Below are 25,794 nucleotides of genomic sequence, written 5' to 3' on the forward strand. Positions count from 1 at the left end.
CATTGCCGAGTCATCGCCATGCAGCGTAAATAAGCCTCCATCCGAGCCCTTTTGGCGTTGAGGCTAGCGACGGAGTGCCGTCGGCAGCCGGATTCAGGCAGAAGCGCTCATCCTTTGAACCACAATCGTCCGGTATTTTCAGCTTAAACAAGGAGATAGTTCGGAAGTTGATAACGCCCATTCCAAATAATAACTACATACCAGGAGTGCGTTATGAAATATAGCCAAACCACCGTCGGACTCGTCACATCGCTATTGGCTGCGGCATCTGCATCCGCGGCGGCGTCTGACACCGCACAGATCGCAATAAAGTCCCAGCAAAACCTTAGCCGTATGCAAGGGGCGCTGGGCATCGACGAAAACCATAGCTTTCAGTTGCGCAGCCTGAACCAGGATAAACTGGGCCAGACCCACGTCCGCTTGCAACAGTTTTACAACGGCATTCGCGTCTGGGGCGGCGAGGTCATCACCCATACCGCAGCCAACCAACAGGAGCGTGCGCCCACCTCGACGCTCAGGCAGGACATTCGGCTCGATACCTCGCCCAAATTGTCGAGTTCCGATGCCTTAGCCGTTGTTCGAAAAGACATCGCTCCGCGCACAGGTTTTGCGATCGGGCCGCTAACGGAACTCGTGGTGTATCCGGAGACGGTTAGACGAGTTTTACCCCGCAAAACCCTGGTTGCCGAAAGCAAGTTGAATGCGGAAGATTTCACCAGCGAGGTAAAAGGCTATCAGTTGGCCTATTACGTCCACACCGAATTGGAAAGCCCGGGCGATACCCGACACACCGATTATCTGATCAATGCCCATACCGGCGCGATCATCGAGAAGTGGGATAGCTTGCAGACCGCTAACGCCGTCGGTACCGGCAAAAGCCAATACAGCGGCACAGTCGCTCTCAACACCAATAGTTTGGCAAGCGGATTCGAATTGCGGGATTTGACCCGGCCGGCCAGCGGCGGCAATCTGGTGTACAACCTGGATCATGCCACGTCGGGTACCGGCGCGATCTACACCGATTCCGACAACGCCTGGGGCGACGGTGTCAATTTCAAGGAAGACCCGGAACCGACGACGTCCGCCAACGGCCAGACCGCTGCGGTCGATGCGGCATACGGTCTGCAAATCACTTGGGATATGTACAAAAATGTGTTCGGGCGCAATGGCATCGATGGTCTGGGTTCCGCTAGCTATGCCCGCGTCCATTACGACTTTGCCTACGATAACGCCTTCTATTCCGACAGTTGCCGGTGCGTTACCTATGGCGATGGCACTAAACTGCAGTCGCTGACTTCGCTGGATGTCGCCGCCCATGAATTTGCCCACGGCGTGTGCTCGACCACTGCTGGCCTGATTTACAACAAGGAGTCAGGCGGGTTGAACGAGGCCAATTCCGACATCATCGGGGCGATGGCCGAATTTTATGCCAGAGGCGCCAACGGCCAGGGCAACCTCATTCCGGACACCGGCGGCACCTGGACCCAAGGCGAGCAAATCACCACGCCCGCCTATCCGTTAAAAATGCGTTTCCTTTACAAACCGAGCAAGGACGGCCACAGCGCCGACGCCTGGAGTCCGACCTTGCAAAATCTGGACGTGCACTACAGTTCCGGGCCGATGAACCGTGCCTTTTATTTTCTGAGCCAGGGTGCGACCACCAGTGGCGATACCTCGAGCAGCTATCTGCCGCAGGGCATGAAAGGGATCGGTAACGACAAGGCGGCGAAAATCTGGTTTCGCGCCTTGACGACCTATATGACCCCGTCAACCGACTACCTCGGCGCCCGAATCGCCAATATTCAGGCGGTAAGAGATTTATTTCCGGCCTCTGGGCCGGAGGAAGTCGCGGTATGGAATGCCTTTGCCGCCATTAATGTCGGCAACGCGTGGTCGGGACCCGATTCGCCGCCCGCAGTAACGGTGAGCGAATCCGGAACCAAGGGTACCTTGACGTTTTCCGCGACCGCGAGCGACGACAATGGCGTAGTCAAGCTTGAATTTTTGCTCGATGGCAGTTTGGTCGGTTCGAAAACAGCGCCGCCTTATACGATGACCTACGACTCGCTGATGCAGGACGACGGCAGCCATACCCTGGTGGCCAAAGCGACCGATACCACGGGCCAGTACAGCACCGCGTCGATGGCGTTTACCATTGCCAACGGCCAGTTGATTCGCAACGGCAGTTTCGAAAAGGGTTATGGCGTGGGTTGGTCGAATACCACCGGCATGCAGATCGGCGCGATTTTGAATCAGACGCCCTACGACGGGACCAAAATGGCCAAGTTTTGCGGCACCGGCTCGCAAATGAGCGTCAGTCTGTTCCAAACCGTCACCATCCCGGCCAATGCGGCGTCGGCGTTCTTGAGCTTTGCGTTGCATATCGAAACCAAGGAAACTTCCGGCACCGCCCGCGACACGCTCAACGTGCAGATTCGCAATCCGGCGGGAACCATCCTGAAAAATTTGGCGACCTATAGCAACCTGCAGGCTGTGCCCGGTTACCAGCTTTATAGCCTCGATCTGTCCGCCTATAAAGGCCAGACCGTTCAGGTCTATTTCGTCGGGGCCGAGGACGCGGCGTTGGCTACCGGCTTTATCCTGGACAAGGTGAATCTGCTGGTCGGCGAGGGCGGCGGCAGCGTCGATCGGGAAGCTCCCGTGGTCGCTGCCAGCGAGAGCGGGTCCAGCGGCACGATTACCTTGTCCGCCACAGCCACGGACAACGTCGGCGTGAGCAAGGTCGAGTTTTATGTCGACGGCCTGCTCAAGGGCAGCGACGAAAGCTCGCCCTACAGCGTCGCACTGGATAGCCGAGTCCTGGCCAAAGGAAGCCATACGCTGCTGGCCAAAGCATATGACGCAGCCGGCAACGTGGGCAGTTCGACCCCCGTCGCTTTCAGCATCGACAATACTACGGCGGATAGCGAACCGCCGTTGATTTCGGTCAGCGCCAGCGGCAGCAGCGGTGCGATCAGTTTCAGTGCGGTCGCCAGCGATAACGTCGGCGTAAGCAAGGTCGAGTTCTTGGTTGACGGCACCTTAAAAGGTACCGATACCGCCGCGCCTTACGGTATGACCCTGGATTCGCTGACGCTTGGCGACGGCAATCATGTCCTGCTTGGTAAGGCCTACGATATCGCCGGCAATATCGGCGCCTCCAGCTCCGTGGCGTTTACCATCAATAATGGCGGTCCGATTGCCACCGCTTACACCGAGGTCGAGAACAACGGCTCAACCCGCTTGGCGAATAAGGTCGGCGACAGCGTCACCAAGATCACCGGTTTCATCGGCAATGCCAACGATCAGGATTATTTCAAGATCAACGTGGCCGCCGGGCGCACTTTGACGGTCAATATGACCGGGCCGGCGCGGGATTACGACCTTTATTTGCTGAGCAGCGCCGGCAAAACCCTGCGAACCAGTGCCAACGTCGGCCCCAGCGAAGCGGTCGCCTACAAGAATGCCAGTGCAACGACTGCCAGTTATTTCATCAAAGTGGTTGCGTTTGGTGGCGCTTATGCCGTGACAGAGCCTTACAACCTTGCCATAAATCGGTAAAGCGAGCATCGCGAGAGGCGGCCGCTCGGCCAACTCTCGCGATTCCGGCCGCACATTCGGAGGAAACCTATGTTCCGAGCGTTATATCGATACGTTGCCTTGGCCTTGTTTTGCACCGGATTGAGCGGGGCGGCGGGACAATCCGGCAAGGTTTTGCCGGATCTGGCATTTACCGTTGGCCTCGGCGATACGGTTACGGTCGACGGCGAGGATTTACGAATCAAATTCAAGGCGGTGTCGGAGGATTCGCGCTGTCCGGCAAATGCGGTTTGCATGTGGGCGGGTAATGCCCGGATAGAACTCGAAATCGTTGTTGCCGACGGCCAACCCTTATCGCAGGTATTGAATACGGAAGACCCGGCGCAAGCGATACGTTTCAGGCGTCACACCTTGCATTTGATCTCGTTACAACCGGCAAGAATCGACGGGGTAGTGCTTAAGCCGGAGGATTATCGGCTTACGTTAATCTTGCGGAGAAAGTCCCCTGGTTGAAACGGCGCCGTCGGTTTCGGCAATTCAGCGCCGTCAGGGCTTGGCGCTGCAACAGATGGCGCCGGGTAGTTGGCGGTAATTTCCGCAGGATTTGGGGGAGCAACCATGAACAAAAATTTGACCTTTCCGATTCGCCTGCTGATTACGCTGTCGGCTGCGCTGGGCGGCGGATTTATTGCAAGTTGTAGCGTCGACGCTCCGCAAGCCCCGGTTATGGCTGGACCGACGCCGGCGGTTTCAACTCGACAAGCGAGCAGAGCGGGTGGAAGCGATGTCGTCGACGCGCTGCAAAAAGACGCCTACGGCATTATCGTTCATAAAAACGCGGCGCCGGATGCCTACATCGTTCAGTTCAAAGACGATAGGGTCGTACCCGCGGGCCAAAATCTGATTTTGAACATGAATGCGGCAAAAAGTCTGGCAAACCGGGTGGTTGAAGACAACCTACTCAAAACCGTGAAGATGGGCCACGTCTTCAATGCGGCGATCAGGGGCTTTTCCGCCAGGATGACACAAGCGGACGCCGCGGCTCTGGTCAAAGACCCTCGCGTTTTGCTGGTCGAGCAGGATGCCTACGTTCATGTCGACAAGGTTTACCCGAATCCCGGTTGGGCGTTGGACCGTATCGACCAGGCCAGTCCGACGTTGAACAATTCGTTTGCGACCGAGCTGACCGGGGCGGGCGTTCATATTTATAACCTCGACCAAGGTGCGCTGCCCGGCCATAGCGAGTTTAGCGGGAGGCTGCTGTGCGGCGCCAACCAAAGCCCTGACATTCAAAGCGGTATTGCCGCAGGCTGTGTCGCGGGCGATGTAACCGCCATCAGCAATATCGCTATCGCGCGCAGCGCCCGCTATACTCCGACGCCGGCCGCCGTCAGCGGAAACAAAATCGTCGTCGGCATCGCCGGTGGCAGCGGCGATGCCGATCTTTACGTACGCAAAGGCAGCCCGCCCACCACCTCGAGCTACGATTGCCGCCCTTACGATTCGGGCAATACGGAAACTTGCGACATGTCCGCGCAGGGCGCAGGGACTTACTACATCATGGTTTACGGCTACCGTGCCGTGAGCGGACTGACGCTGCAAAGTTACGATGCCTGCGCCGCCGCCGGCCAGGGTAGTTATGGCAACGCCTGCGCCAGCGGCAAAGCCGGGCCGCACGGTACCGCCACGCTCAGCCTCTCCGGCGGAGCCAGCGCCGGCGTCGCCAAATCGGCCATTCTGCATAGCGTTCGTACCATGCCCAATTCGGGCTATGGGCTGTTGTCGGACCAGGTCGCGGGGTTTAACTGGGTGTTGGAGAATAAAGGTTCGAATATTGCCGTGATCAACTTCAGTATCGGCGAGGATGGCGTTTACGCTACCGAAGACAATGCCATCGCCGCCTGTGTCGATGCCGGCATATTCGTTGCTGTCGCCGCCGGGAATGCCGGGGCAGACGCAGCGATAACCTCGCCGGGCTCGTCGCCCGACGCCTTCGTGGTGGGCGCCACCGCGCAGGGCGATAGCGTCGCCGATTACTCGAATTGGGGCGCGGCGGTGGATATCTGGGCGCCGGGCAGTAATGTGCGGGTCGCCACCGACGGCTCGGCAACCGCTTTTAGCGCCGACGACGGCACGTCGTTCGCGGCCCCGCTCGCGGCCGGCGTCGCGGCGCTTTATCGTGGGCAGAACCCCAACGCCACGGTCGCCGAAGTTAAACAGGCGATGCTCAATGCCGCCGCTAACGGCAAGATCAGCGGCAATTTAGGCCCAGCCGGCAATGCGGCGCCGAATTTACTACTGCAAAGCTTTGGTACTCGCTGCGGCGATAGCGTATGTAACGGCGCCGAGACAGCCGCCAGTTGCGCCGGGGATTGCCAAGGCGGCGCCGGCGGCAATTGTCCCGGGGCGAATTGCACAACCTGGCCGCAAACCAATCTGTCGATTGGCCGCAATCAAATGGCGCCGATTGGGACCGTTACCTGCAACAATCCGCAGATTACTGCGGCGGGCGGAAGCCCGGACGCCGATCTCTACGTCAAGGTGGGCGGCTGGCCGAGCTATGCGAGCAAGAACTGCGTATCGGAGTCATCCAGCAATACCGAGGCTTGCAGCATGACCCAAGGGAACGTCAAATACTTCATCAGCCTGTATGGCTACAACAGCGCGCCGTCCGGCGTGACGGTTGCTGTCCTCTGCCGCTAGGGCCAATTCAGCATATTCTGCACCGGAACGGTAGCTTCTTCAGCCGAACTTCGCCGGCTTCGGGATTGGAACACGCAACCGGCTGTGCGGCTGCCAACGGCTTTTTTCCGCCGCTCGTGCCGATACCGCGCCCGACCCGCAGGCTCCTTTTTGTGCGCAGCCGTTTTCCAGGTTCCGGCCGGGGCGGTTTTTCTTGGTAAGCTATGCAGCCATTTCAACCAATGCTTGCCAACGGAGTTATAGATGACCACGATTTTTCGCCTTACCGCCGCCTTGTTGTTAAGCCTGAGCGCCGACAGCGTTTACGCTTACGGCAGCGGCCAAAGTTCGAGCCATTGCGATAAGCCGGCGTTTTCCGAGTTTCAACCGACGCCCAACAAATATTTGCAGTCGTTCCAGGAATTCTCGCTGTCGGCATCGGCCAACACGACGCCGGCGTCCATCGTCGTGCACGTTAGCGCCGGCGATATCAAGTACGAGTATACGGCCAAGGAACTCTATATCAGCCAGCACAAGAGCGGGCGCTACGACATACGCGGCAAGATAGAGCGACCGATAGAGCACGGTTTCGTCAGGGTTAGCGTGACGGCCCACAGCAAGCCGGGCTGCGAGAAAACCGACGGCTTTTTGGTCAGGATCCAATAAGGCTCCGGCCGGCGGCAAACCGGCCGTATGTTAAGGCTTGGTTTGCAATTGCTTCAGCGCCGCCGCCACTTTTTGCGCGTCCATGGCCGGATCGACGTCGTCATCGATCCGGCGTACCTTCAAGTCGGGATCGATTAGGAAGGTCCAGCGTTTGGCCATGGTTAAAACTGGCATTTTCGCGCCGTAAGCCTCGATAACCTTGGCGTCGGGGTCGGATAGCAGCGTGAAGCCGAGTTTATGTTCGCGGTGGAAATTGGCCAAATCGGCAACGGAATCGGTACTTATGCCGTAAACCTCGGCACCTTGCTGGCGGATGGCTTGAATCGCGTCGCGGAAGGCGCAGGCTTGGGCGGTGCATCCCGGCGTCCCGGCTTTCGGATAAAAATACAATACGGTCCAGCCGTTGCCGCGGCGCGCGTTCAAATCGAAATCGCCGCCGCTGTGGGTTTTGACTTGAAACGCCGGGGCGGAATCGCCAACCTGCAATTGTTCGGCAGCAGCCGACGGCAGCCGGCAACACAACAGCATTAGCGGGATCAACACGGTAATCAGTTTTTTCATCAAATCCTCCTCGGAAGAGTGGCGAAATCGGTGCTGGCGTCGGCCATTGTCGGTGAAGCAGGGCGGTTACGGTAGCATTTGTTGACCGGCGGCGAAAAAAAGTTGTGCCGTGCCGCTAAGTTCCGGCGCCGGACGCGCGGCGGCGTAGCCGGCAGTATGGAATAATCGTCTCGTTTGCAGCAGGTGTTTTGCCGGCACGGCGTCCGGTCCGCCCGACGCCTTTAGGTTTAACACCAAGGAATACCCCCATGATTTGGCAGCGCCGTCATTCCCGTCTATCGGTTAGCGTTTGGAGCAGTGCGCTGGCCTTGCTGTTGCTTGCCGGTGCGGTTGCCTATTGCATTCACTACGAAAATCGGATCGGCCATGTCTTCCGCCATGAGGGCGACGCGTACCGTCTGGTCGACGAATTGGCTAAAACTTCAGACGATGCGTGGCGGATGGCGCTCGGCTACATCATCAGCGGCGATCCGGAATACCGGCACCGATACCGGGACGTCGCGGAAATTCGCGACGGCCGCCGATTGGAGGCCTTGTCTGCGGCCGGATTCACCGCCGCGGAGCTGGCGCAACTGGCGGAAGCGAAAGGCCTGGCCGCGCAGTTGGCGCAGATCGAGCTTGCGGCGATGCAACTGGCCGAAACCGGCGGCACAGCGGATGCTGCGAACCGTTACCGGGCGGCGTCCATGCTGGAAAGCCAGCCTTATCGCCAGGCTTACGCGGATTGGAGACATGTCGTCGGGGAAGCGGGCAGCATGGTAAGGACGCGTAGCGAGCGGCTGGCTCGGCAACAGGCCGAAATGGCTTGGCTGCTGCGGCTTAGCGTCGCCCTCGCAGGTCTGATGCTGGTATGGGCTTTGTGGCGGGTCTACCGTGCCGTCTATGCCACCCTGGGGGCATCGCCGGAACAAGTGTGTGAACAAATCGCCGAATTGGGCCGCGGCGATTTCAGCCAGGCTTTACCGGTGCCGCCGGAGTTGCGCGATAGCGTGTTGGGATGGTTGTCGGAAACCCAGCGCCAATTGGCCCGGATCGACGCCGACCGCCGCAACGCCGAGGCGAAAACCCAGCGCCTGACCCAGCTTTACGCCGCGTTGAGCCAATGTAACCAAGCTATCGTCCGTTGCAATTCCGAAGCCGAATTGTTTCCGCAAATTTGCCGCGACGCCGTTATGTTCGGCGGTATGAAAATGGCCTGGATCGGCATGTTGGATCAAACCGGGCAAACGTTGGTGCCGGTGGCGAGTTACGGTAGCGGCATCGAATATCTTTCCGGCATTAGCATCGGCGTCGATGCCAAACCCAGCAACGGTTACGGCCCGACCGGAACCGCGCTGCGCGAGGATAAGGCTTACTGGTGTCAGGACTATCTGAACGATCCGGCCACGGCGGCTTGGCACGAACGCGGCGTCCAATTCGGCTGGCGGGCGTCGGCGGCGTTACCGTTGCACAAAAACGGCGTACCGGTCGGAACCCTTAATTTGTACGCCGATAGCGTCAACGCGTTCGATTTCGCCGCCCGCAACTTGCTGCTGGAAATGGCGATGGACATCGACCACGCCTTGAAGGGGTTCGAGCGCGAGGCCGAGCGCCAGCACGCCCTGCAAATGGAAATCTTGCGCACCTTCATGCTGGAACGGCTGAACAGCGGCGGTTCGTTGCGGGAGTTGCTGGACGAAGTGGTACGCAAACTGGAAAGCGCGATGCCGGATTGTATTTGTTCGATATTGCTGTTGGACGAAGGCGGGCGGCATTTGCGTGTTGCCGCGGCGCCTGGGTTGCCGGACTTTTACAACCGGGCAATTGACGGTGTCGAAATAGGCCCCGGAGTCGGCTCTTGCGGCAATACCGCATTTACCGGCCAACGTACTGTTGTCGCCGATATCGCTCGACATCCGTATTGGGAAAGTTTTAAAGAGTTGGCGGCGCAAGCCGGCTTGGCCGCCTGCTGGTCCGAGCCGATTTTGGGTTCCGCCAAAAAAGTGCTGGGTACCTTTGCCATTTACCAGCACTATCCGGCGTCTCCGGACAATTTTGCATTACGTCTGTTGGATATGGTTGCCCATTTCGTGGCGTTGGCCATCGAGCGCAAGCAGGCCGAGGAGCACATTTATCACCTGGCCAATTACGATCCGTTGACCGGCCTGCCCAACCGCGGCCAGCTTAACAACCATTTGAAATATGCGCTGGGTTTGGCGAGACGTACCAACGGCCAACTGGCATTGATGTTTCTGGATATCGACCATTTCAAAGACGTCAACGACACGTTGGGGCACAGCATCGGCGACGCCCTGCTGGTCGAATTGGCCAAGCGTTTGCGCGCCGCGTTGCGTGCCGAGGATATCGTTACCCGGCTGGGCGGCGACGAGTTCATCGTGCTGTTGCCCGGCGCCAATGCCAACGCTGCCGCCTACATCGCGCAAAAATTGCTGGACGCGATTTCCGCGCCGTTCCGAATCGAGCACTACGATTTGAACATGAGCGCATCGATCGGCATCGCGCTATATCCGAACGACGGCGAGGATCTGGAAACCTTATCCAAAAGCGCCGATACCGCGATGTACCGGGTGAAATTGGAAGGCCGCCACGGTTGCCGCTTCTTCACGCCGGAAATGCACGCTAATTCGGCGCGCAATCTGCAGTTGGTCAACGGCCTGCGCCATGCGTTGGAGCGCGGCGAACTGGAGTTGCACTATCAGCCGCAACTGTCGTTGAAAACCGGCGCAGTCACCGGTGCCGAAGCTTTGTTGCGCTGGCGGCATCCGGAGTTGGGCCAGGTCTCGCCGGCCGAATTCATTCCGGTCGCCGAGGATAGCGGGCTGATTTTGCCTATCGGCGAATGGGTGATCAGAACCGCGGTGCGCCAAGCCAGGCAGATTATGGCGGACGGGCTGGGGCCGCTGGTCATGGCGGTGAATCTGTCCGCGGTCCAATTCAGCCAACCGACTTTGCCGGAACTGGTTGGCAGCATTCTGGACCAGGAAGGGTTGCCGCCCGAATATCTGGAGCTGGAATTGACCGAACGGGTAGCGATGAACCAACCGCAAGCCGCGATTGCCGCGATGGACAATCTGCACCGGCGCGGCATCCGGATGTCGATCGACGATTTCGGCACCGGATATTCGTCGTTGAGCTACCTGAAGAAATTCAAAGTCTACAAATTGAAAATCGACCAGTCGTTCGTGCGCGATATCAGCACCGACGCCGAAGACAAGGCGATCGTCAGCGCGGTGATCAGCCTGGCCGACAGCCTGGGTTTGGCGACTATCGCCGAAGGCGTCGAAACGCCGGAGCAGAAAGCCTTCTTGCAACAGCAGGGTTGCGATGAAATGCAGGGCTATTTGTTCAGCCGGCCTTTAACCGCCAGTCAACTGATGGATTTTTTGCGCTAAGCTTGTCGCGGTAGGCCGCCTTTTTGCGGCCGCTTCGATGCGGAGCTTGCCGATGAACGATCCTCGACCCATTTTCGACCGTTGGCCGCAGTCGCTGCCGATTCCGTCGGCGGCCGCGCTGCTGGGTGTTGGCGGCCTGATTGCCATCAGCATGTGTTTTTATACGATTCCGGCCGAGTCGGAAGGTATCGTCTTACGCTTCGGCGAATTCATCGAGAAAGTGCCGTCCGGCCTGCATGCTAAGTTACCGTTCGGAATCGATGAAGTTATAACGGTGCCGACCCAACGCCAGCAAAAGCTGGAATTCGGTTTTGCCACCCCCGGTTTCACCAATCCGGATCAGGCCGGCGAAGAGCCGGAGCTGGAGCGGGCGATGGTGACCGGGGATTTGAATTCGGCGCTGGTGGAATGGATCGTGCAGTACCGGATCACCGATCCGGAAAAATACTTGTTCGATGTGCGCGATCCGGGGCTGACCTTGCGCGACATTTCCGAAGCGGCGATGCGGGAAGTAGTCGGCGATCGCACGGTGGACGAAATTATCACGATCGGCCGCCAGGAGATCGAAGAAACCGTGCTGGCGCGCGTGCGCGAACTGGCCGAGCGCTATCGTTTGGGTGTGACGATCAACCAGGTGCAATTAAAAAACGTGAATCCGCCGGAGCCGGTGCAGCCCTCGTTCAACGAAGTCAACCGGGCGCAGCAGGATAGGGAGAACGTGATCAACCTGGCCAACGGCGAATACAACAAAGCCGTGCCGAAGGCGCGCGGCGAAGCCGACCAGAGGATACGCGCCGCCGAAGGTTACCGTTTCAAACGTATCAACGAAGCCGAAGGTGACGTTACCGCCTTTAACCAAGTGTTGGAACAGTATTTGAAGGCGCCGGAGGTCACACGCGCCAGGATTTACCTGGAAACCATGGCTGAGGTACTTCCACAGGCCAAACAGCAAATCATCGTCGACGATTCGGTGCAACAGATTCTGCCGTTGTTGGCGCCGCCCAGTCCGCAAGTGGTCGAGGTGGCGAAATGAGCGGTTTCGGTAAGCCGATAGGCGTCATCGCCACAACCCTATTTTTGCTGCTCACTTGCAGCTATACCGTCAACCAGACCGAGCAAGTCATCATCACCCAATTCGGTAGGCCGATAGGGTTGCCGATCACCGACCCCGGCCTGCATTTCAAGTTGCCGTTCGTGCAACAGGTCAACAGTTTCGACAAACGTTATCTGGCCTGGGACGGGCCGATGGTGGAGATGTCGACCAAGGACAAAACCTACGTTCAGGTCGATACCTTCGCCCGCTGGCGGATTACGGATCCGATGCGCTATTACCTGCGCTTGCGCGACGAACGCAGCGCGCAATCCCGGCTGGAAGACATCCTGGGCAGCGAAACCCGCACCGCGATCGCCCGCCACGAGTTGATCGAGGTGGTGCGTACCGACAAGCAGCGTAAACCGTTGCAGGACGAGAGCTTGGCCGGCCTTACCGGCGAGGAAGCCGGAATCGGCGTGTTACGGCCGATCCGTGTTGGCCGGGTAGCGATCGAGAGCGACGTATTCAATGCGGCGGCACCGAAATTGGCTGAATTCGGCGTCGAACTATTGGATGTCCGTTTCAAACGCATCAACTACAACCCGCAGGTGCTGGAGCGGATACACCAGCGCATGATCAGCGAACGCCTGCAAATCGCGCAACGCTTCCGCTCGGAAGGCGAGGGCGAAGCCGCCCGTATCCACGGCAACAAGGAGCGCGATATCAACGAGATCGAATCCGCTGCTTACAAACAGGTGCAGGAAATTCAAGGCGAGGCCGACGCCAAGGCGGCCGAAATTTACGCCAAAGCCTACGCGCAAAAGCCGGAAGCGGCCGAGTTCTATAAATTCCTGAAAAGCATGGAGACTTATCGGGCCGTGATCGGCGCAGAAGCCAGTCTGGTGCTGTCCACCAACAGCGACTTATTCGGCCTGTTGAAACGTGCCGATGCCAAAGGGCGGTGACGGCGTTACCGGCGGCCGCGCGCGGTTAAGTCGGAATTAAGCTGCCGCTCGCATGATGCATCCCGACACGATCATTTTGCGAAAAGGAGCTTTGATATGTGTAAGAAAACCATAATTGCCGTTTTCAGTTTGACGTTTTCGTCGGCCGCGTTGGCCGACCACGAAGGTTGGGGCCACCATGGGGGCCATCATCACCACCACCACCATGGGTATTATCCGGAATACCGGGAGCGGGTGATTTACTACCAACCGGCGCCGCCGCCGGTGGTGGAATATGTTCCGGCACCCTCGTACTATGCACCGCCGCCGCCGCGTTACTACCAGTACGACCAACGCAACCCGCAAGGTTTGCTGGGCGGCATGGTCGGTAGCGCAATGGGCTACCACTTCGGCGGTGGCGACCCGTTGGCCGCCGGCATCGGCGCCGCAGCCGGCGCACTATTAGGTAACGGCATGTACTGATCCGGCTGCCGAGTCCGGTCGGCCGCCAGCGACCGTGGCTTAATAGGTAAGCAGTTGGAAAAAGCTTTTCGGCGCGCCGCAAATTGGGCATTGCCAGTCGTCCGGGATGTCCTCCCAGCGGGTGCCGGGAGCGATGCCGCTGTCCGGATCGCCTTTGGCTTCGTCGTAAATGTGTTCGCATTCGCGGCAATGGTATTTTTTGTAATCGGCCATGGGCTGTTCTCTCCCGGTCAAGGTGCTAATTCCCGCAAGAAGCGGTCGAAGGCTGCCGCCATCAGCGGCAGAATGCTGAGCAGGCGGTGGTCCGAGTCCAGCACGTGCAAGCGGGCGCGGTGCTCGCGGCAAAAGCGCCAGGCGTTTTCAGGCGGGACTACGTCGTCCTGCCAGCCGTGAAATACTTCGATATTTTCGGTGCCAGGGGCGAAACGGTCGCGGGCATAACCGGGCAGGTAAAAAGCCGGGGCAATTAAAAACAGGCCATGCGGCTTGATCGTTTCGGCAGCGACGGTCGCCACGTAAGCGCCCATGCTGGAGCCGGCCAGCACGATCCGCTCGTAACCGTGCAAATCCATCGCCAACAGTCGATCGACTCGCCACTCGGGATCGTTGCTGGCCTGATAATCCGGACTGATGAACTCGAAACCGCGGTCCTCGGCCACCTCGGCCAGCGCCAGGGCTTTTTCGCCCCATGGAATACTGTCCTTGCCGTGGTTGTATACCACCAGGTTATTCATCTCTTCCCCCTCATTTTCGAAAAAACAGATTAGCCAGCACAGTGATCAGCAAACTGACCACGATCATCGACGTGATCGGAATGAATACAAAGCTGTTCTTATTTTGAATACGAATGTCGCCGGGCAATTTACCGAACCAACTGACCAGCCAGGGCGCGTAGTTGATTGCCAAACCCACGGCCAGAATCAGGGCGCCAATACTTATCAAGGCTTTGCCGGGTTCCATGGTATCTCCTGTGTTTTTTAACCGACCGCGTCATTTTATGCTGCATCGGCCTGTTTATGTGACGCTAAACTCGCTCAACAATTCCTCTCTGCTGGATTTGCCGTTAACGCTTCGAGTGCATCGATGTGTTGCCAAGAATCGAACGAAGGTACAGTTATGGCGCCTTCCGATTTTGTTATTCTCGCGACCTGTTTGTTAACTATTACGAGAAAATCCTGAGGTTCTGCTTATGCAAAAATTGTTGATGATTTGTGGATTGTTGTTGGCCGGTTCAACCCAAGCTGCCGTGGTATCGGTCCGTACCGGCGTTGACAACTTGGGTGCGGTGCTTGCTGCCGGGAGTATCGATCCCAACTGGACTATTTCGACCAACGGCTCGGACTTTTCAAGTGCTCGGGTGGCATACCCTGGGAGTTATCCTAACTACAGCTCCGGCCAGATATGCTGCGGTATGGAGACTATAAGCGCGGATGCGGCCTGGATTACCACTCCATCCGTGCTACCTACCAGTCCGACGACCGGCTGGGGCATTAGTAATATGGTTTACGCCCGCACTGAATTCGACTTGTCTGATTTCGATCTCAGTTCCGTCAGTCTGAATGGCTTGTGGCGCGTAGCCGATGTCGCTACCGGCATTTATCTGAACGGAAATTTGTTGGCAGGAACTGCAACTTACGGTTATGCGTTTAGCAGCAGCCTGCCGTTTAGCGTGGCAGCGGGCAGCAGCTTTTTTGTATCGGGTATCAATCGGCTGGAATTGCGCGGCTATTCAGTCAACAATGTTTGGGATGGCTTTTGGGTGGCCGCAGATGTCAAAGGCGACTTGGCTCCCGTTCCTGTACCCGGCGCATTCGGCCTGATGCTGGGTGGTCTGCTGATGCTGGTAAAACTGAAACGCACTTGATCGGTCTTGCCATTCAGACAAATTGATTCTCAGCCCAGGTTTCAGCCATCGGCAATTGTTACTTTAAAGTCATGCATCCTACCCCAGCCGCGATTCAAGCCGACATTACCGAACTGGCCGTCGATGCCATCGTCAATGCCACCAATTCATCGCTGCTCGGCGGCGGCGGGGTGGATGGCGCGATTCATCGCCGGGCGGGACCGGAATTATTGGCCGAGTGCCGCAGCTTGGGCGGTTGTGCGACCGGAGACGCCAAGCTGACCAAAGCCTACCGCTTGCCGGCCAAATACGTCATTCATACCGTGGGGCCGGTCTGGCGCGGCGGCCGGGAAAACGAGGCGACGCTGTTAGCGGCGTGTTACAGAAATTCGCTGCGGCTGGCGGTGGCGTATCGGCTGGAAAGTCTGGCCTTTCCCTGCATCAGTACCGGAATTTACGGGTATCCGCCGCGCGAGGCTGCCGAAATCGCAGTCGATACCGTTGCGGAATTTTTAGGCGAACAAGCGCATCGGTTGGCCGTGACCTTTTGCTGTTTTTCGGAAGCGGATTTGCATATCTACCGCGCCTTGCTGAACAAGGCCGTTTAAGGCGTAACCACCACCTGGGCGAAGCCGCCGCCGGGCGTGCGGAAATTGGTGGTTTGGCCCTGGTAAAGCCGGGCGCAAACCAGTTGGGTTTGACCGCGATAGACGAAATGGCGTAAATCCAGTTTCAAATCGCCGGCATCCAATTGCCGCTCGCTGGGTTTGACCAGCGCCTGCGCCACATAATCGTGGCGCAAAATCTCGTCGAACACTCGCAAGGTCAGCTTGTCGCCGCGGTAGGCCGCCTTGCTGCCGTAGCCTTTGGCCGGTTTGAAGAATAACTGCTTGCGGTGTTGCCAGAACCACTCTGCACGTTGTGTTTCGACGATACGGGTTGCGGCGATACCGCGGCGGAGAATATCGCGGCTGGTGGCGTCGATGCCGATTTCGGCCAGGAATTCGGTGTCGCCGAGCAAGGCCAGATTTCTTTTGTCCGCATACAGCGCATGGTTGCGCGGATGCGGCGTCAACACCACGTCTGCGGCCAGATAAGCCTGCAACAAGGGCTGTTGTTTGGCGTGTTCCAAACCGAAGTCGGTCAACCGGTTGTAAACCAGATCGATCTTGATATCGCCGTGCCATAGTGCCGAGTCGCGATGGCTCAGCTCGGTCGGATCGCAGATCAGCGCCCGGATGCCGTGGCGTTCGAACAGCGCTTGAAACAGCAGAAATTCCGGCCATAGGTATTGGTTTTGCGGGTCTTCGTCGACGATGGCTATGGTTTGCAAGGCTTGCCCGTCGCGTTCGCATCGCCATTCGTCGGCGAACATCTGCATGAATTGCGCTTCCGGCGCACTTCCGGTTGCCGCCAACGCCGGCCCGTCGCCGGGGCGCTGGCTGCCGGCTTCTTCGCAGCAGCGCATCTGCGCCCGGATTGCCAAAGCGTTCAGTAAGCCGCCGCCGGCATTGGAGTTGATTTCGATTATCTTGGGCCCGTCCGGGCTCAAATGGAAATCGTAGCCGACGAACACGCCGTGGGCCTTGGCCGGGAAGCGCGCCGATTCCGGCGCATAGCGCAACACCCGTTCTTGGTATGCGGGCAGGGCGATGACTGTTTCCGCCGCGGCGATGATGGCCAACTGCGCCTGCAGGCTGGCCCGGTCCAGAAACACCGGCGCTTCGGCAAACAAATAAGGCCGTTCCTCGCCGACCATCCGATATATATCGTGCGCGGCGTCCCAATCGCTCAGCTCCCGGCGCAACAGGTCCCGGCTCAGCGAGGCGCAGCGGCAGCTTCGGTTGAGTTGTTCGGCGCTAGCGGCCGGTTTCGGCAGGGGATGGATGGTCATGCAATGTGCGGCGAGGGCGGATTCATTGCCGCTATTTTAACGTGGGCGACGGCACGGCCCGGAAAAGTTTCGGCGGCAACGGCCGCATCGCGACGGCATCTGTGCCGTTGCGCCGGGCTTGGCTGGGAGCGAAACTTGTGTGAGAGAATGTAAAGTTATGAAAATGCCTCAGTGCGGCGAGGAAGCTATCGCAGAACCGCGATTCGGCTTAAGCCCGCTGTGGTCCGACTAACCCGCGTTACGCTGTTGCCATGTTCCGTCCGAATTCATTGTTCCGTTTTATGCCGCGCTTATTGGCGGTTTTGCTAATCTGCCATTGGGCTGTCGCCGGCGCGGACGAAGCCGAAACCGGCAAGGCGGTCGAGGCGTTGCTGAACGGCGGGCGCCTGCCGTTGCTGGCCCGGGCCGACATTGCCGCGCAGAGCCCGGCGTTGGCCCGCTTGTACCGCGCCAATGCCAACCGGCTGTTGTGGTTTGGCGATGCCAATCCGGCGCAGAATCGGGAACAGGCCCTGGCCGTGTTGCGGGATGCCGCCGCCGAAGGGCTTGATCCGCGCCATTACGACGCGGAACGCTTGGCCGAAGCCGCCCGGCAGGCCGCCGCCGCTCCGGCCGATGTCGTGGCTGGTTACGATCTGGCGTTGACGGTGGCTTTGCTGCGTTATGCCGGCGATCTTCATTCCGGACGGGTCGATCCGCGGAAACTGGATTATCCGGCGCAACTCGGCGCATCGCGTGCGCAACCCGATTTGGCTGGGGTTCTGCAGCACCATTTGCAAATGCAAACCCTGGCGCAGTTACCGGCGGAACTGGCGCCGAATAACGAGCAATACCGGTTGCTGAAACGCGCGCTGGCCGACTATCGCCGCCGCTTGGCGGAAGCCGGAACCAACCCCGGTTTGGTGTTCGCCAAATCGTTGCATCCCGGCGACCGCGACAGCCAAGTGCCGGAATTACGCCGGCGGCTGCGGGAATTGGGCGAACCGGACATCCCGGCGGCGGCCGATGCCGACAAGGCCGCCGACGTTTACGACGACGCCAGCGTCGCCGCGGTCAAACGGATCCAGGAACGGCAAGGCTTGAAGGCCGACGGCGTTATTGGCCGGCAAACCCTGGCCTTGCTGAACCAATCGGTGCCGGAAAAAATTGCGGCGATCGAATTGGCCATGGAACGGATTCGTTGGTTGCCCGAAGCCGCCGGCGGACCGCACATCGTCGTCAACATCCCGGCCTTCCAGCTCTGGGCGTTCAAGGACGCCCAGGACGAGCAACCTTTACGTATGAAAGTCATCGTCGGTAAGGCGCCGGAAAACTTGACGCCGATGCTGGCCGAAGACATGAAATATCTCGAGTTCATGCCGTACTGGAATATTCCGAAAAGCATCATGGACAAGGAAATTTTGCCGAAACTGGAGGGCGACGAAGCCTTCCTGGACGACCAAGACATCGAACTGGTGGAGCGCTATAGCGACGACGAGCAGGCGGAAGACGTCGTCGCCGATTTGCGGCAAGGCCGGCTCCGCGCCCGCCAGCGCCCGGGTGCGAAAAATCCGCTGGGGCGGGTGAAATTCGTATTCCCGAACAAGGCCGACGTCTATCTGCACGATACGCCGGGCAAGGCCGCTTTCAACCGCGACCGGCGCGATTTGAGCCACGGCTGCGTCCGTGTCGCCGAAGCCGAAAAGCTGGCCGAATTCGTATTGGACGGCCAGGAGGGTTGGAGTCCGGACAGCATCAGGCAAGCGATGGCCGGCCCCAAGACCCAGCGTGTCAGCTTGAAAAAATCGGTGCCGGTTTTGTTCTTCTACGCCACGGCATTCGTCGACCGGGACGGCAAACCGCGTTTTTATCCGGATATCTACGGTTACGACGCCGCGCTGCGCAATGCGCTGAACAAGCTGGCGCCGGATACCGGCGCGCAGTTGACCAGCAAGGGCAACGCCACCTCGGGCGGATAAGCCGGCTTGGCGGTCAAGCCGCCGGCCGCGGTGCGCCGCAATTGGGTGCGGGATATCCGCGCTGCCGCAGGCGCAGCTTCGCTGCGCTTGAAACTTCCACAACAAAAATTTTGCGGTAAATTCAGGCACTCGGGGCCGCGCGCTCGTTGTCTTCGGACCGTCATGAAAGTCTATTATCTTTACCGCAAGCAAGCCTTGGCTCTATCCGCCGGCCAGGCCTGGGAGTTTTTTTCGTCCCCGCACCACTTGAACCGAATCACGCCGGACTTTTTTCATATCGACATTACCTCGCCGGTGCCCGACGCCATCTACGGCGGCTTGCTGATCCGTTACCGGATGAAGGCGGTAGGGGGCTGGCCGATGGTCTGGCTATCCGAGATCAGCCACTGCGATAAACCGCGCCGCTTCGTTTACCAGCAACGGGTGGGGCCGTTCGCGTTCTGGAGTCACGAAGTGGCGATCAGCGAATCGGCGAACGGGGTGGAGGTCGAAGACATCGTGTTTTATGCGATGCCGTTCGGATGGTTCGGCAGATTGATGCACCGCTGGTTAATCGGCAAAAAATTGCGCCAAATTTTCGATACTCGGCGCGATTACCTGGAGCGGCATTGGGGCATCGCGGCCGGCGACCCGCATTGATCCGCGCAATTGACATTTCCTCCGGCCAAGCATTAAATCTCAAATACGAAATCAAGCTACAGGAGGCTGAAATGGCTGAAGAATCAGGTTATTTGGACCCTTCCGGCAATCGGGTCGTGGCAATCGTGCAGAATCTGGACCGCGACGTGGAGCGCGGCGAAGACACCATCATGCTGGGCTACGGACTGGTGTTGCTGGCGCCGGCTTTCGCGCCCTTACTGCCGCCCAGTATTCTGTTGCCGTTAATGGCGATCACCTTTGCCGTTTCGGCCAGCGCCGCGCGTTGGCATTTCTACAAAATGGCGCGCAAATTGGCGCTTTCTTTAGACAAGTTGGAATATGCGGAACAGGCAACGCTGAAGCCGATCGCCCAGGTTTTCGAAGACCACCCGCAGCAAACTCTGGCGGTCGCCTTCAATCCGCTGAAAAATCTGAAACGCACCTGGAAAAGCATTCTGGGCGGGCTGATGATCAACCCGTTCTGGGGGCCGATTTTTTACATGCTTGGCGTACAGTTTGTCGAAGACAAACATTTTTTCGTATTGAATAAAGCCGTGGTCAGTGTCGAGCAAAAAATCCTGCCGATCATACTGCGCGACGAGTGATGCCAGTTGACGTTAGTCTAGGTTTAACAACGGCTTGGCGTCCGACTGCGTGGGGCGCCAAGCCCGGTTCGGCCAAGTCCGAATCCGGAATATCGGTGCCGGGCTTATTGGACGAAAGTACAGTTATGCACAGAAACTGTGGATAAAGTTGTGGTCAAATCGTGGGCAAACCGTCCAAAAGCCCGTCGCGTTTGCAGCGTTTTTAAATTGGATAAAAATTAGCCAGCCGATTTTTTGGCTATGCTTATGCCCCATAGAGCATAAGAGCCGTCGGCAGGCGCCGAACGGCCGTTCGTAACACACTCAAAAGGTCGCGCCATGCCCAAGCAAACTCTGACCATCGACGGCAATCAAGCCGCCGCCAGTATCGCCTATAAACTCAACGAAGTCATCGCTATTTATCCGATCACGCCGTCGTCGCCGATGGGCGAATGGGCCGACGAATGGGCCTCGCGCGGCCAACCCAATTTGTGGGGTACCGTGCCGCAGGTCGTCGAATTGCAAAGCGAGGCCGGCGCCGCCGGCACCATTCACGGCGCGTTGCAGGCCGGCACGTTGGCAACGACCTTTACCGCGTCGCAAGGCTTGCTGCTGATGCTGCCGAATATGTACAAAATCGCCGGCGAACTCAGCCCGGCCGTATTTCACATCGCCGCCCGTTCGTTGGCGGCACAAGGCCTGTCGATCTTCGGCGACCATAGCGACGTAATGGCGGCGCGGATGACCGGCTTTGCCATGCTGTGCTCCAATTCGCCGCAGGAAGTGCAGGATCTGGCCTTGGTTACCCATGCGGTGTCGCTGCAAAGCCGGGTGCCGTTTATGCATTTTTTCGACGGTTTCCGCACCTCGCACGAAGTGGCCAAAATCGTCGAAGTCGACGACGCGGTGATACGGGCCATGATCGACGATGCCTGGGTGGCCGAGCATCGCGGCCGAGCCTTGACGCCGGACAAGCCGGTACTGCGCGGCACGGCGCAAAATCCCGATGTCTATTTCCAGGGCCGCGAGTCGGTCAATCCGTTCTACGCGGCGTTGCCGGACATGGCGCAGCAGGCGATGGATCGTTTCGCCGGGCTGACCGGCCGTCAATACCGTCTGTTCGAATACGTCGGCGCCGCGGATGCCGAACGGGTGGTCGTGTTGATGGGCTCCGGCGCCGAAGCGGTCGAAGAAACTCTGGATTATCTGAATCGGCAGGGCGAGGCGGTCGGCTTGCTCAAAGTCCGGTTGTTCCGGCCGTTTTCGCCGCAACATTTGATCGCCGCCCTGCCGGCCAGCGTCCGCAACATCGCCGTATTGGATCGCACCAAGGAACCGGGCGCCGACGGCGAACCGCTTTACAAAGACGTGCTGGCTGCCGTGGCCCAAGCCTTCAGCCAGGGCGAAAAGTTTGTCCAAATGCCGCGCGTGGTCGGCGGCCGTTACGGCTTGTCGTCCAAGGAATTCACGCCGGGCATGGTCAAGGCCGTCTACGATGAGTTGAAAAGCGAACGGCCGAAGAACCAGTTTACGATCGGCATCCATGACGACGTCAGCCATACCAGTCTGGCCTGGGACGCCGCTTACCGCACCGACGCCCACGACCAGACTTTTCAAGCGATGTTCTACGGTCTGGGCAGCGACGGCACGGTCGGCGCCAACAAGAATACGATCAAGATCATCGGCGAAGAAACCGAGTTGTACGCCCAGGGTTATTTCGTCTACGACTCGAAAAAGTCCGGCGCGGTGACAGTTTCGCATCTGCGCTTCGGCCCGCAGCCGATCCGTTCCAGCTATTTGATCGGCGAAAACGACGCCCAATTCATCGGCTGCCACCAGGCGGTGTTTCTGGAACGTTACGACATGCTGGCCAACGCCGCCGCCAATGCCGTGTTTCTGTTGAACAGCCCGGCCCCGGCCGACAAGGTTTGGGACACCCTGCCGCGCAAGATGCAGCAACAGATGCTGGACAAAAACATCCGTTTTTACCTGATCGACGGCAACGCGGTGGCCGAGAAATCCGGCATGGGCAAGCGCATCAACACCATCATGCAGACCTGTTTTTTCGCGATTTCCGGGGTGTTGCCGCAAGAACAAGCGATTGCCGCTATCAAACATGCGGTTGAAAAAACCTACGGCAAAAAAGGCCAGCGCATCGTCGACTTGAACTTCAAGGCCATCGACGAAACCCTGGCCGGCCTGCACCAAGTGCCGTTGCCGCAGCAGGCCAGCAGCGCGTTCGACATCATGTCGCGGATTACCGACAGCGCGCCGGACTTTATCCGCCGCGTCACCGCCGAGATCATCGCCGGCCGCGGCGACGCCTTGCCGGTCAGCGCGATGCCGGCCGACGGTACTTTCCCGACCGGCAGCGCCGCGTTTGAAAAACGCAATCTGGCGTTGGAAATTCCGGTCTGGGAAACCGATTTATGTACCCAATGCGGCAAGTGCCCGATGGTATGTCCGCACGCGGCGATCCGTAGCAAAATCGTGCCGAACGAGGCCTTGAACAACGCGCCGCCTACCTTCAAACACGCGGCGATGCTGGGCAAGGACTTCCCGCCAGGTTTGTCTATCAGTTACCAGGTGGCGCCGGAAGATTGCACCGGTTGCGGCTTGTGCGTCGATATTTGTCCGATTCGCGATAAATCCAACGCCAGCCGCAAAGCCTTGAACATGGCGCCGCAAGCGCCGCTGCGCGAGCCGGAGAGCAAAAATTGGGATTACTTTCTGTCTTTGCCGGAATACGATCGCCGGCTGCTAAAAACCAATACCATCAAAGGTTCGATGGTGTTGCAGCCCTTGTTCGAATTTTCCGGCGCCTGCGTCGGCTGCGGCGAAACGCCTTACGTCAAACTGGTCTCGCAATTGTTCGGCGACCGGATGGTGGTGGCCAACGCCACCGGTTGCTCGTCGATCTACGGCGGCAACCTGCCGACCACGCCGTGGACCAAAAACGCCGAAGGCAGGGGGCCGGCCTGGAGCAATTCCCTGTTCGAAGATAACGCCGAGTTTGGCCTGGGCATGAGGGTGGCGATCGATAAGCAAGCCGAGCACGCCGCGGAATTACTGGCATCGCTACGCGAAACCGTGGGCGTCGAATTAGTCGATGCGATTCTGCAAGCAGACCAAAGCGACGAAGCCGGCATTTACGAACAACGCCAACGCATCGCCGAATTGAAGCGGCATCTTCCTTCGCTGAATCAGCCGGCCGCCCAGGCCTTGCTGCCGCTAGCCGATTATTTATGCAAGAAAAGCGTCTGGATCATCGGTGGCGACGGCTGGGCCTACGACATCGGCTACGGCGGTCTGGACCACGTGTTGGCCAGCGGCCGCAACGTCAATATCCTGGTGCTGGACACCGAGGTGTATTCCAACACCGGCGGCCAGACTTCCAAATCGACGCCGATGGGCGCAGTGGCCAAGTTCTCGGCCGGCGGTAAGCCGACCGCGAAGAAAGATCTGGCCTTGCTGGCGATGGACTACGGCAACGTTTACGTCGCCCACGTCGCCTATGCCGGCAAGGATACCCAGACGCTGAGCGCCTTCCTGGAAGCCGAAGCTCACAACGGCCCGTCCATCATCATCGCTTACTCGCCGTGTATTGCCCACGGCGTGGATTTGTCCAATAACCATCGTCAGCAAAATCTGGCCGTGAAGAGCGGGCACTGGCCGTTGTTCAGGTTCAACCCGGCCAAGATTCAGCAGGGCAAGAATCCGATGCAACTGGATTCGGCGGAACCGTCGATCCCTTACCGCGACTTCGTCATGACCGAAACCCGCTTCAGCATGTTGTGGCAAAGCCATCCCGACCACGCCGAGGCTTTCTTGAAACAGGCCCAGCACGACGTCAAAAACCGCTACCGTTATTACCAACAACTGGCGGCTTTGGAATGGAGCGACGCGACCAGCGTGGCCGCTGCCAAAGCCCAAGTCAAAGCCGATCTGGCCCAGGAGCAGAACAATGGTTGATTTAGCCACCGAATATTTGGGTCTGAAACTGGCGCATCCGCTGGTGCCGTCGGCTTCGCCGTTAAGCAAGGACTTGGACAGCGCCCGGCGTTTGGAAGATGCCGGCGCGGCAGCGATCGTGTTGTCGTCGTTGTTCGAGGAAAAAATCGAAGCCGAGCAGCAGCAGATGGAGCGTTTCCTGTTCGGTCAGGGCATCGGTTACGGCGAAGCGGATTCGTTTCATCCGTTGCCGCCGCAGATATTGACCTACCAGGACCAGTACCTGGAGCATTTGCAGCGCCTGAAAAGCGCTTTAAACATTCCGGTGATCGCCAGCCTGAACGGCACTTCGGTCGGCGGCTGGATCGAATACGGCAAAGCCTTGCAGGACGCCGGCGCCGATGCGCTGGAGCTGAATATCTACCATCTGGCGGCGGATATTAGCGAAAGCAGCGAGACGGTCGAAAACCGCTATCTGGACATCGTTCGCGAATTGAAGCGGCAGATCAATATTCCGTTGGCCGTGAAACTGTCGCCGCAATTCAGCTCGCCGCTGCATTTCGTGCAGCGGTTGCAACAGGCCGGCGCCGACGGCGTGGCCTTGTTCAACCGCTTTTACCAGCCGGACATCGATCTGGACACCCTGGAAGTGGTGCCGAAACTGCAATTGTCGACGCCGGCCGAAGCGCTGTTGCGGGTGCGCTGGACCGCGCTGATGTATGGCCGGGTACGATTGTCGCTGGCCGTGACCGGCGGTTTTCACCAGGCCGACGACGTAATCAAGGCTTTGCTGGCCGGCGCCGATGTGGTGCATTTATGCAGCGTGTTGCTGGCGCACGGCGTCGACAAACTGGGCGAGATTCGCAGCGAACTGGCGCATTGGCTGATCGAACACGAATACGAATCGGTAGCTCAGATGAAAGGTAGCGTCAGCCGGCAACACGCGATCGACCCCAGCGCCTATGAAAGGGCCAACTACATTCACGTGCTGGACAGCTATACGCCGGCGCCGGGCGTATTGCGTTAGATAAACGATGCGGGATTTGGACGAGTTGTTCGCCGGCTTGGCCAAATCCCGGTTTCGCAGCCAGTTTCGTTTGAACGTCAAGGATTTGCAGTATCTGCAGACCAAGGGCATCGAAACCATCTTAAGCCACGCCGACGATTTTATCGGCAAACGTCTGGCCCCAGCCCAGCCGGTCAACGACGGCAAGCAAACGCCTTACCGCGGCCATCCGGTGTTCGTCGCCCAACACGCCACGGCCTGCTGCTGCCGCGGTTGCCTGGAAAAATGGCACTCGATTGCGCAGGGCAGGGAACTTAGTCTTGAGGAACTTAGCTACATCCGGTCCGTGTTGGAACGCTGGTTGCGCGGCGTGATGTGATGCTGCCGAATCGGGACAGGCGGAAATAACGGGGATAAAGCCGCTCCGGCACCGCCAGCCGCCTAGCGCAGGTAAAGCTGATCGACCAGGTTTTTAAACCATGCCGGCCGAAACAGCATGACGTACAAAATAGTGAGTTCCAGAATCGGTAGCGGGATGATGTGCAACACAATCAATACCAGCAACACTGCGCAGCAAACCAGCAATTTCGGGAAGAAGGGGGCTGTACTCATCATGAT

22 protein-coding genes are annotated in these 25,794 nt (G+C 58.7%); 16 read left to right on the forward strand and 6 right to left on the reverse strand.

The annotated features are described in order from the left end of the window. The first annotated feature begins 213 nt into the window (after positions 1–213). The 4 genes from NP603_RS03540 (at position 214) to NP603_RS03565 (ending at position 6,888) form a co-directional block, all read left to right on the forward strand. Positions 214–3,561, forward strand: a complete 3,348-nt coding sequence (locus tag NP603_RS03540) for an Ig-like domain-containing protein (RefSeq protein ID WP_256609552.1) — start codon at positions 214–216, stop codon at positions 3,559–3,561. A 69-nt stretch (positions 3,562–3,630) separates the two neighbouring features. Then, a complete protein-coding gene (locus NP603_RS03545; protein WP_256609553.1) occupies positions 3,631–4,053 on the forward strand; it encodes a hypothetical protein in 423 nt (140 codons plus the stop codon). A gap of 105 nt (positions 4,054–4,158) precedes the next feature. Next, the gene (locus NP603_RS21860) at positions 4,159–6,243 is read left to right on the forward strand and encodes a S8 family serine peptidase (RefSeq protein WP_305891313.1); all 2,085 of its coding nucleotides are present in this window, start codon (positions 4,159–4,161) and stop codon (positions 6,241–6,243) included. A gap of 243 nt (positions 6,244–6,486) precedes the next feature. Then, complete coding sequence (locus tag NP603_RS03565) at positions 6,487–6,888, forward strand: hypothetical protein (RefSeq protein ID WP_256609554.1); 402 nt, start codon at positions 6,487–6,489, stop codon at positions 6,886–6,888. Positions 6,889–6,918: 30 nt separating this feature from the next. Here the strand turns inward: NP603_RS03565 and NP603_RS03570 are convergent, their stop codons facing one another. Continuing rightward, positions 6,919–7,449, reverse strand: a complete 531-nt coding sequence (locus NP603_RS03570) for a peroxiredoxin (RefSeq protein ID WP_256609555.1) — start codon at positions 7,447–7,449, stop codon at positions 6,919–6,921. 248 nt (positions 7,450–7,697) lie between these two features. On the opposite strand from NP603_RS03570, the gene NP603_RS03575 reads away from it, so the two are divergent. The 4 genes from NP603_RS03575 to NP603_RS03590 all read left to right on the forward strand — a co-directional run bounded on the left by NP603_RS03575 (position 7,698) and on the right by NP603_RS03590 (position 13,301). Further along, positions 7,698–10,841 (forward strand): sensor domain-containing phosphodiesterase, encoded by a 3,144-nt coding sequence (locus NP603_RS03575; protein WP_256609556.1) that lies wholly within the window; start codon positions 7,698–7,700, stop codon positions 10,839–10,841. Between the two features lie 52 nt (positions 10,842–10,893). After that, a complete protein-coding gene (hflK, locus tag NP603_RS03580; protein WP_256609557.1) occupies positions 10,894–11,874 on the forward strand; it encodes an FtsH protease activity modulator HflK in 981 nt (326 codons plus the stop codon). Beyond that, positions 11,871–12,839, forward strand: a complete 969-nt coding sequence (hflC, locus tag NP603_RS03585; RefSeq protein WP_256609558.1) for a protease modulator HflC — start codon at positions 11,871–11,873, stop codon at positions 12,837–12,839. Before hflK ends, hflC begins: the two co-directional genes overlap by 4 nt. A gap of 96 nt (positions 12,840–12,935) precedes the next feature. Then, positions 12,936–13,301 carry a hypothetical protein gene (locus NP603_RS03590; RefSeq protein WP_256609559.1) on the forward strand — a complete coding sequence of 122 codons (366 nt, stop codon included), beginning with the start codon at positions 12,936–12,938 and terminating at the stop codon, positions 13,299–13,301. Positions 13,302–13,340: 39 nt separating this feature from the next. Here NP603_RS03590 and NP603_RS03595 read toward each other — a convergent pair whose 3' ends face one another. Genes NP603_RS03595 through NP603_RS03605 form a run of 3 tightly spaced genes read right to left on the reverse strand, consistent with a single transcriptional unit; the run spans position 13,341 to position 14,261 of the window. After that, positions 13,341–13,514, reverse strand: a complete 174-nt coding sequence (locus NP603_RS03595) for a rubredoxin (protein ID WP_054763429.1) — start codon at positions 13,512–13,514, stop codon at positions 13,341–13,343. A gap of 17 nt (positions 13,515–13,531) precedes the next feature. Beyond that, positions 13,532–14,035, reverse strand: a complete 504-nt coding sequence (locus NP603_RS03600; protein ID WP_256609560.1) for a YqiA/YcfP family alpha/beta fold hydrolase — start codon at positions 14,033–14,035, stop codon at positions 13,532–13,534. A 10-nt stretch (positions 14,036–14,045) separates the two neighbouring features. Beyond that, positions 14,046–14,261 (reverse strand): DUF2905 domain-containing protein, encoded by a 216-nt coding sequence (locus tag NP603_RS03605; RefSeq protein WP_256609561.1) that lies wholly within the window; start codon positions 14,259–14,261, stop codon positions 14,046–14,048. Between the two features lie 229 nt (positions 14,262–14,490). On the opposite strand from NP603_RS03605, the gene NP603_RS03610 reads away from it, so the two are divergent. After that, a complete protein-coding gene (locus tag NP603_RS03610) occupies positions 14,491–15,165 on the forward strand; it encodes a hypothetical protein (RefSeq protein ID WP_256609562.1) in 675 nt (224 codons plus the stop codon). Between the two features lie 71 nt (positions 15,166–15,236). Continuing rightward, complete coding sequence (locus tag NP603_RS03615) at positions 15,237–15,752, forward strand: O-acetyl-ADP-ribose deacetylase (protein ID WP_256609563.1); 516 nt, start codon at positions 15,237–15,239, stop codon at positions 15,750–15,752. Here the strand turns inward: NP603_RS03615 and NP603_RS03620 are convergent. After that, entirely contained in the window at positions 15,749–17,038 is a 1,290-nt protein-coding gene (locus tag NP603_RS03620; RefSeq protein ID WP_256609564.1) for a hypothetical protein, read from the reverse strand. The two genes, NP603_RS03615 and NP603_RS03620, sit on opposite strands and share 4 nt — an antisense overlap. Positions 17,039–17,289: 251 nt before the next feature. Here NP603_RS03620 and NP603_RS03625 point away from each other — a divergent pair, with 251 nt between their 5' ends. The 6 genes from NP603_RS03625 (at position 17,290) to NP603_RS03650 (ending at position 25,555) form a co-directional block, all read left to right on the forward strand. After that, entirely contained in the window at positions 17,290–18,996 is a 1,707-nt protein-coding gene (locus NP603_RS03625; RefSeq protein WP_256609565.1) for a L,D-transpeptidase family protein, read from the forward strand. A 162-nt stretch (positions 18,997–19,158) separates the two neighbouring features. Continuing rightward, positions 19,159–19,635 carry an SRPBCC family protein gene (locus tag NP603_RS03630; protein WP_256609566.1) on the forward strand — a complete coding sequence of 159 codons (477 nt, stop codon included), beginning with the start codon at positions 19,159–19,161 and terminating at the stop codon, positions 19,633–19,635. A 71-nt stretch (positions 19,636–19,706) separates the two neighbouring features. Continuing rightward, on the forward strand, positions 19,707–20,240 hold the full coding sequence (locus NP603_RS03635) for a hypothetical protein (protein ID WP_256609567.1): 534 nt from the start codon (positions 19,707–19,709) through the stop codon (positions 20,238–20,240). Positions 20,241–20,558: 318 nt separating this feature from the next. Then, entirely contained in the window at positions 20,559–24,191 is a 3,633-nt protein-coding gene (gene nifJ, locus NP603_RS03640; protein ID WP_256609568.1) for a pyruvate:ferredoxin (flavodoxin) oxidoreductase, read from the forward strand. Continuing rightward, complete coding sequence (locus NP603_RS03645) at positions 24,184–25,197, forward strand: dihydroorotate dehydrogenase-like protein (protein WP_256609569.1); 1,014 nt, start codon at positions 24,184–24,186, stop codon at positions 25,195–25,197. Before nifJ ends, NP603_RS03645 begins: the two co-directional genes overlap by 8 nt. A gap of 7 nt (positions 25,198–25,204) precedes the next feature. Further along, positions 25,205–25,555: a DUF4186 domain-containing protein gene (locus tag NP603_RS03650; protein WP_256609570.1), complete on the forward strand. Its 351-nt coding sequence runs from the start codon at positions 25,205–25,207 to the stop codon at positions 25,553–25,555. 62 nt (positions 25,556–25,617) lie between these two features. Here the strand turns inward: NP603_RS03650 and NP603_RS03655 are convergent, their stop codons facing one another. Further along, entirely contained in the window at positions 25,618–25,788 is a 171-nt protein-coding gene (locus NP603_RS03655; RefSeq protein ID WP_256609571.1) for a hypothetical protein, read from the reverse strand. Between the last annotated feature and the right edge of the window lie 6 nt (positions 25,789–25,794).

Origin of the sequence: Methylomonas aurea (assembly GCF_024505045.1) — a bacterium.
GTDB classification, from domain to species: Bacteria; Pseudomonadota; Gammaproteobacteria; order Methylococcales; family Methylomonadaceae; genus Methylomonas; species Methylomonas aurea.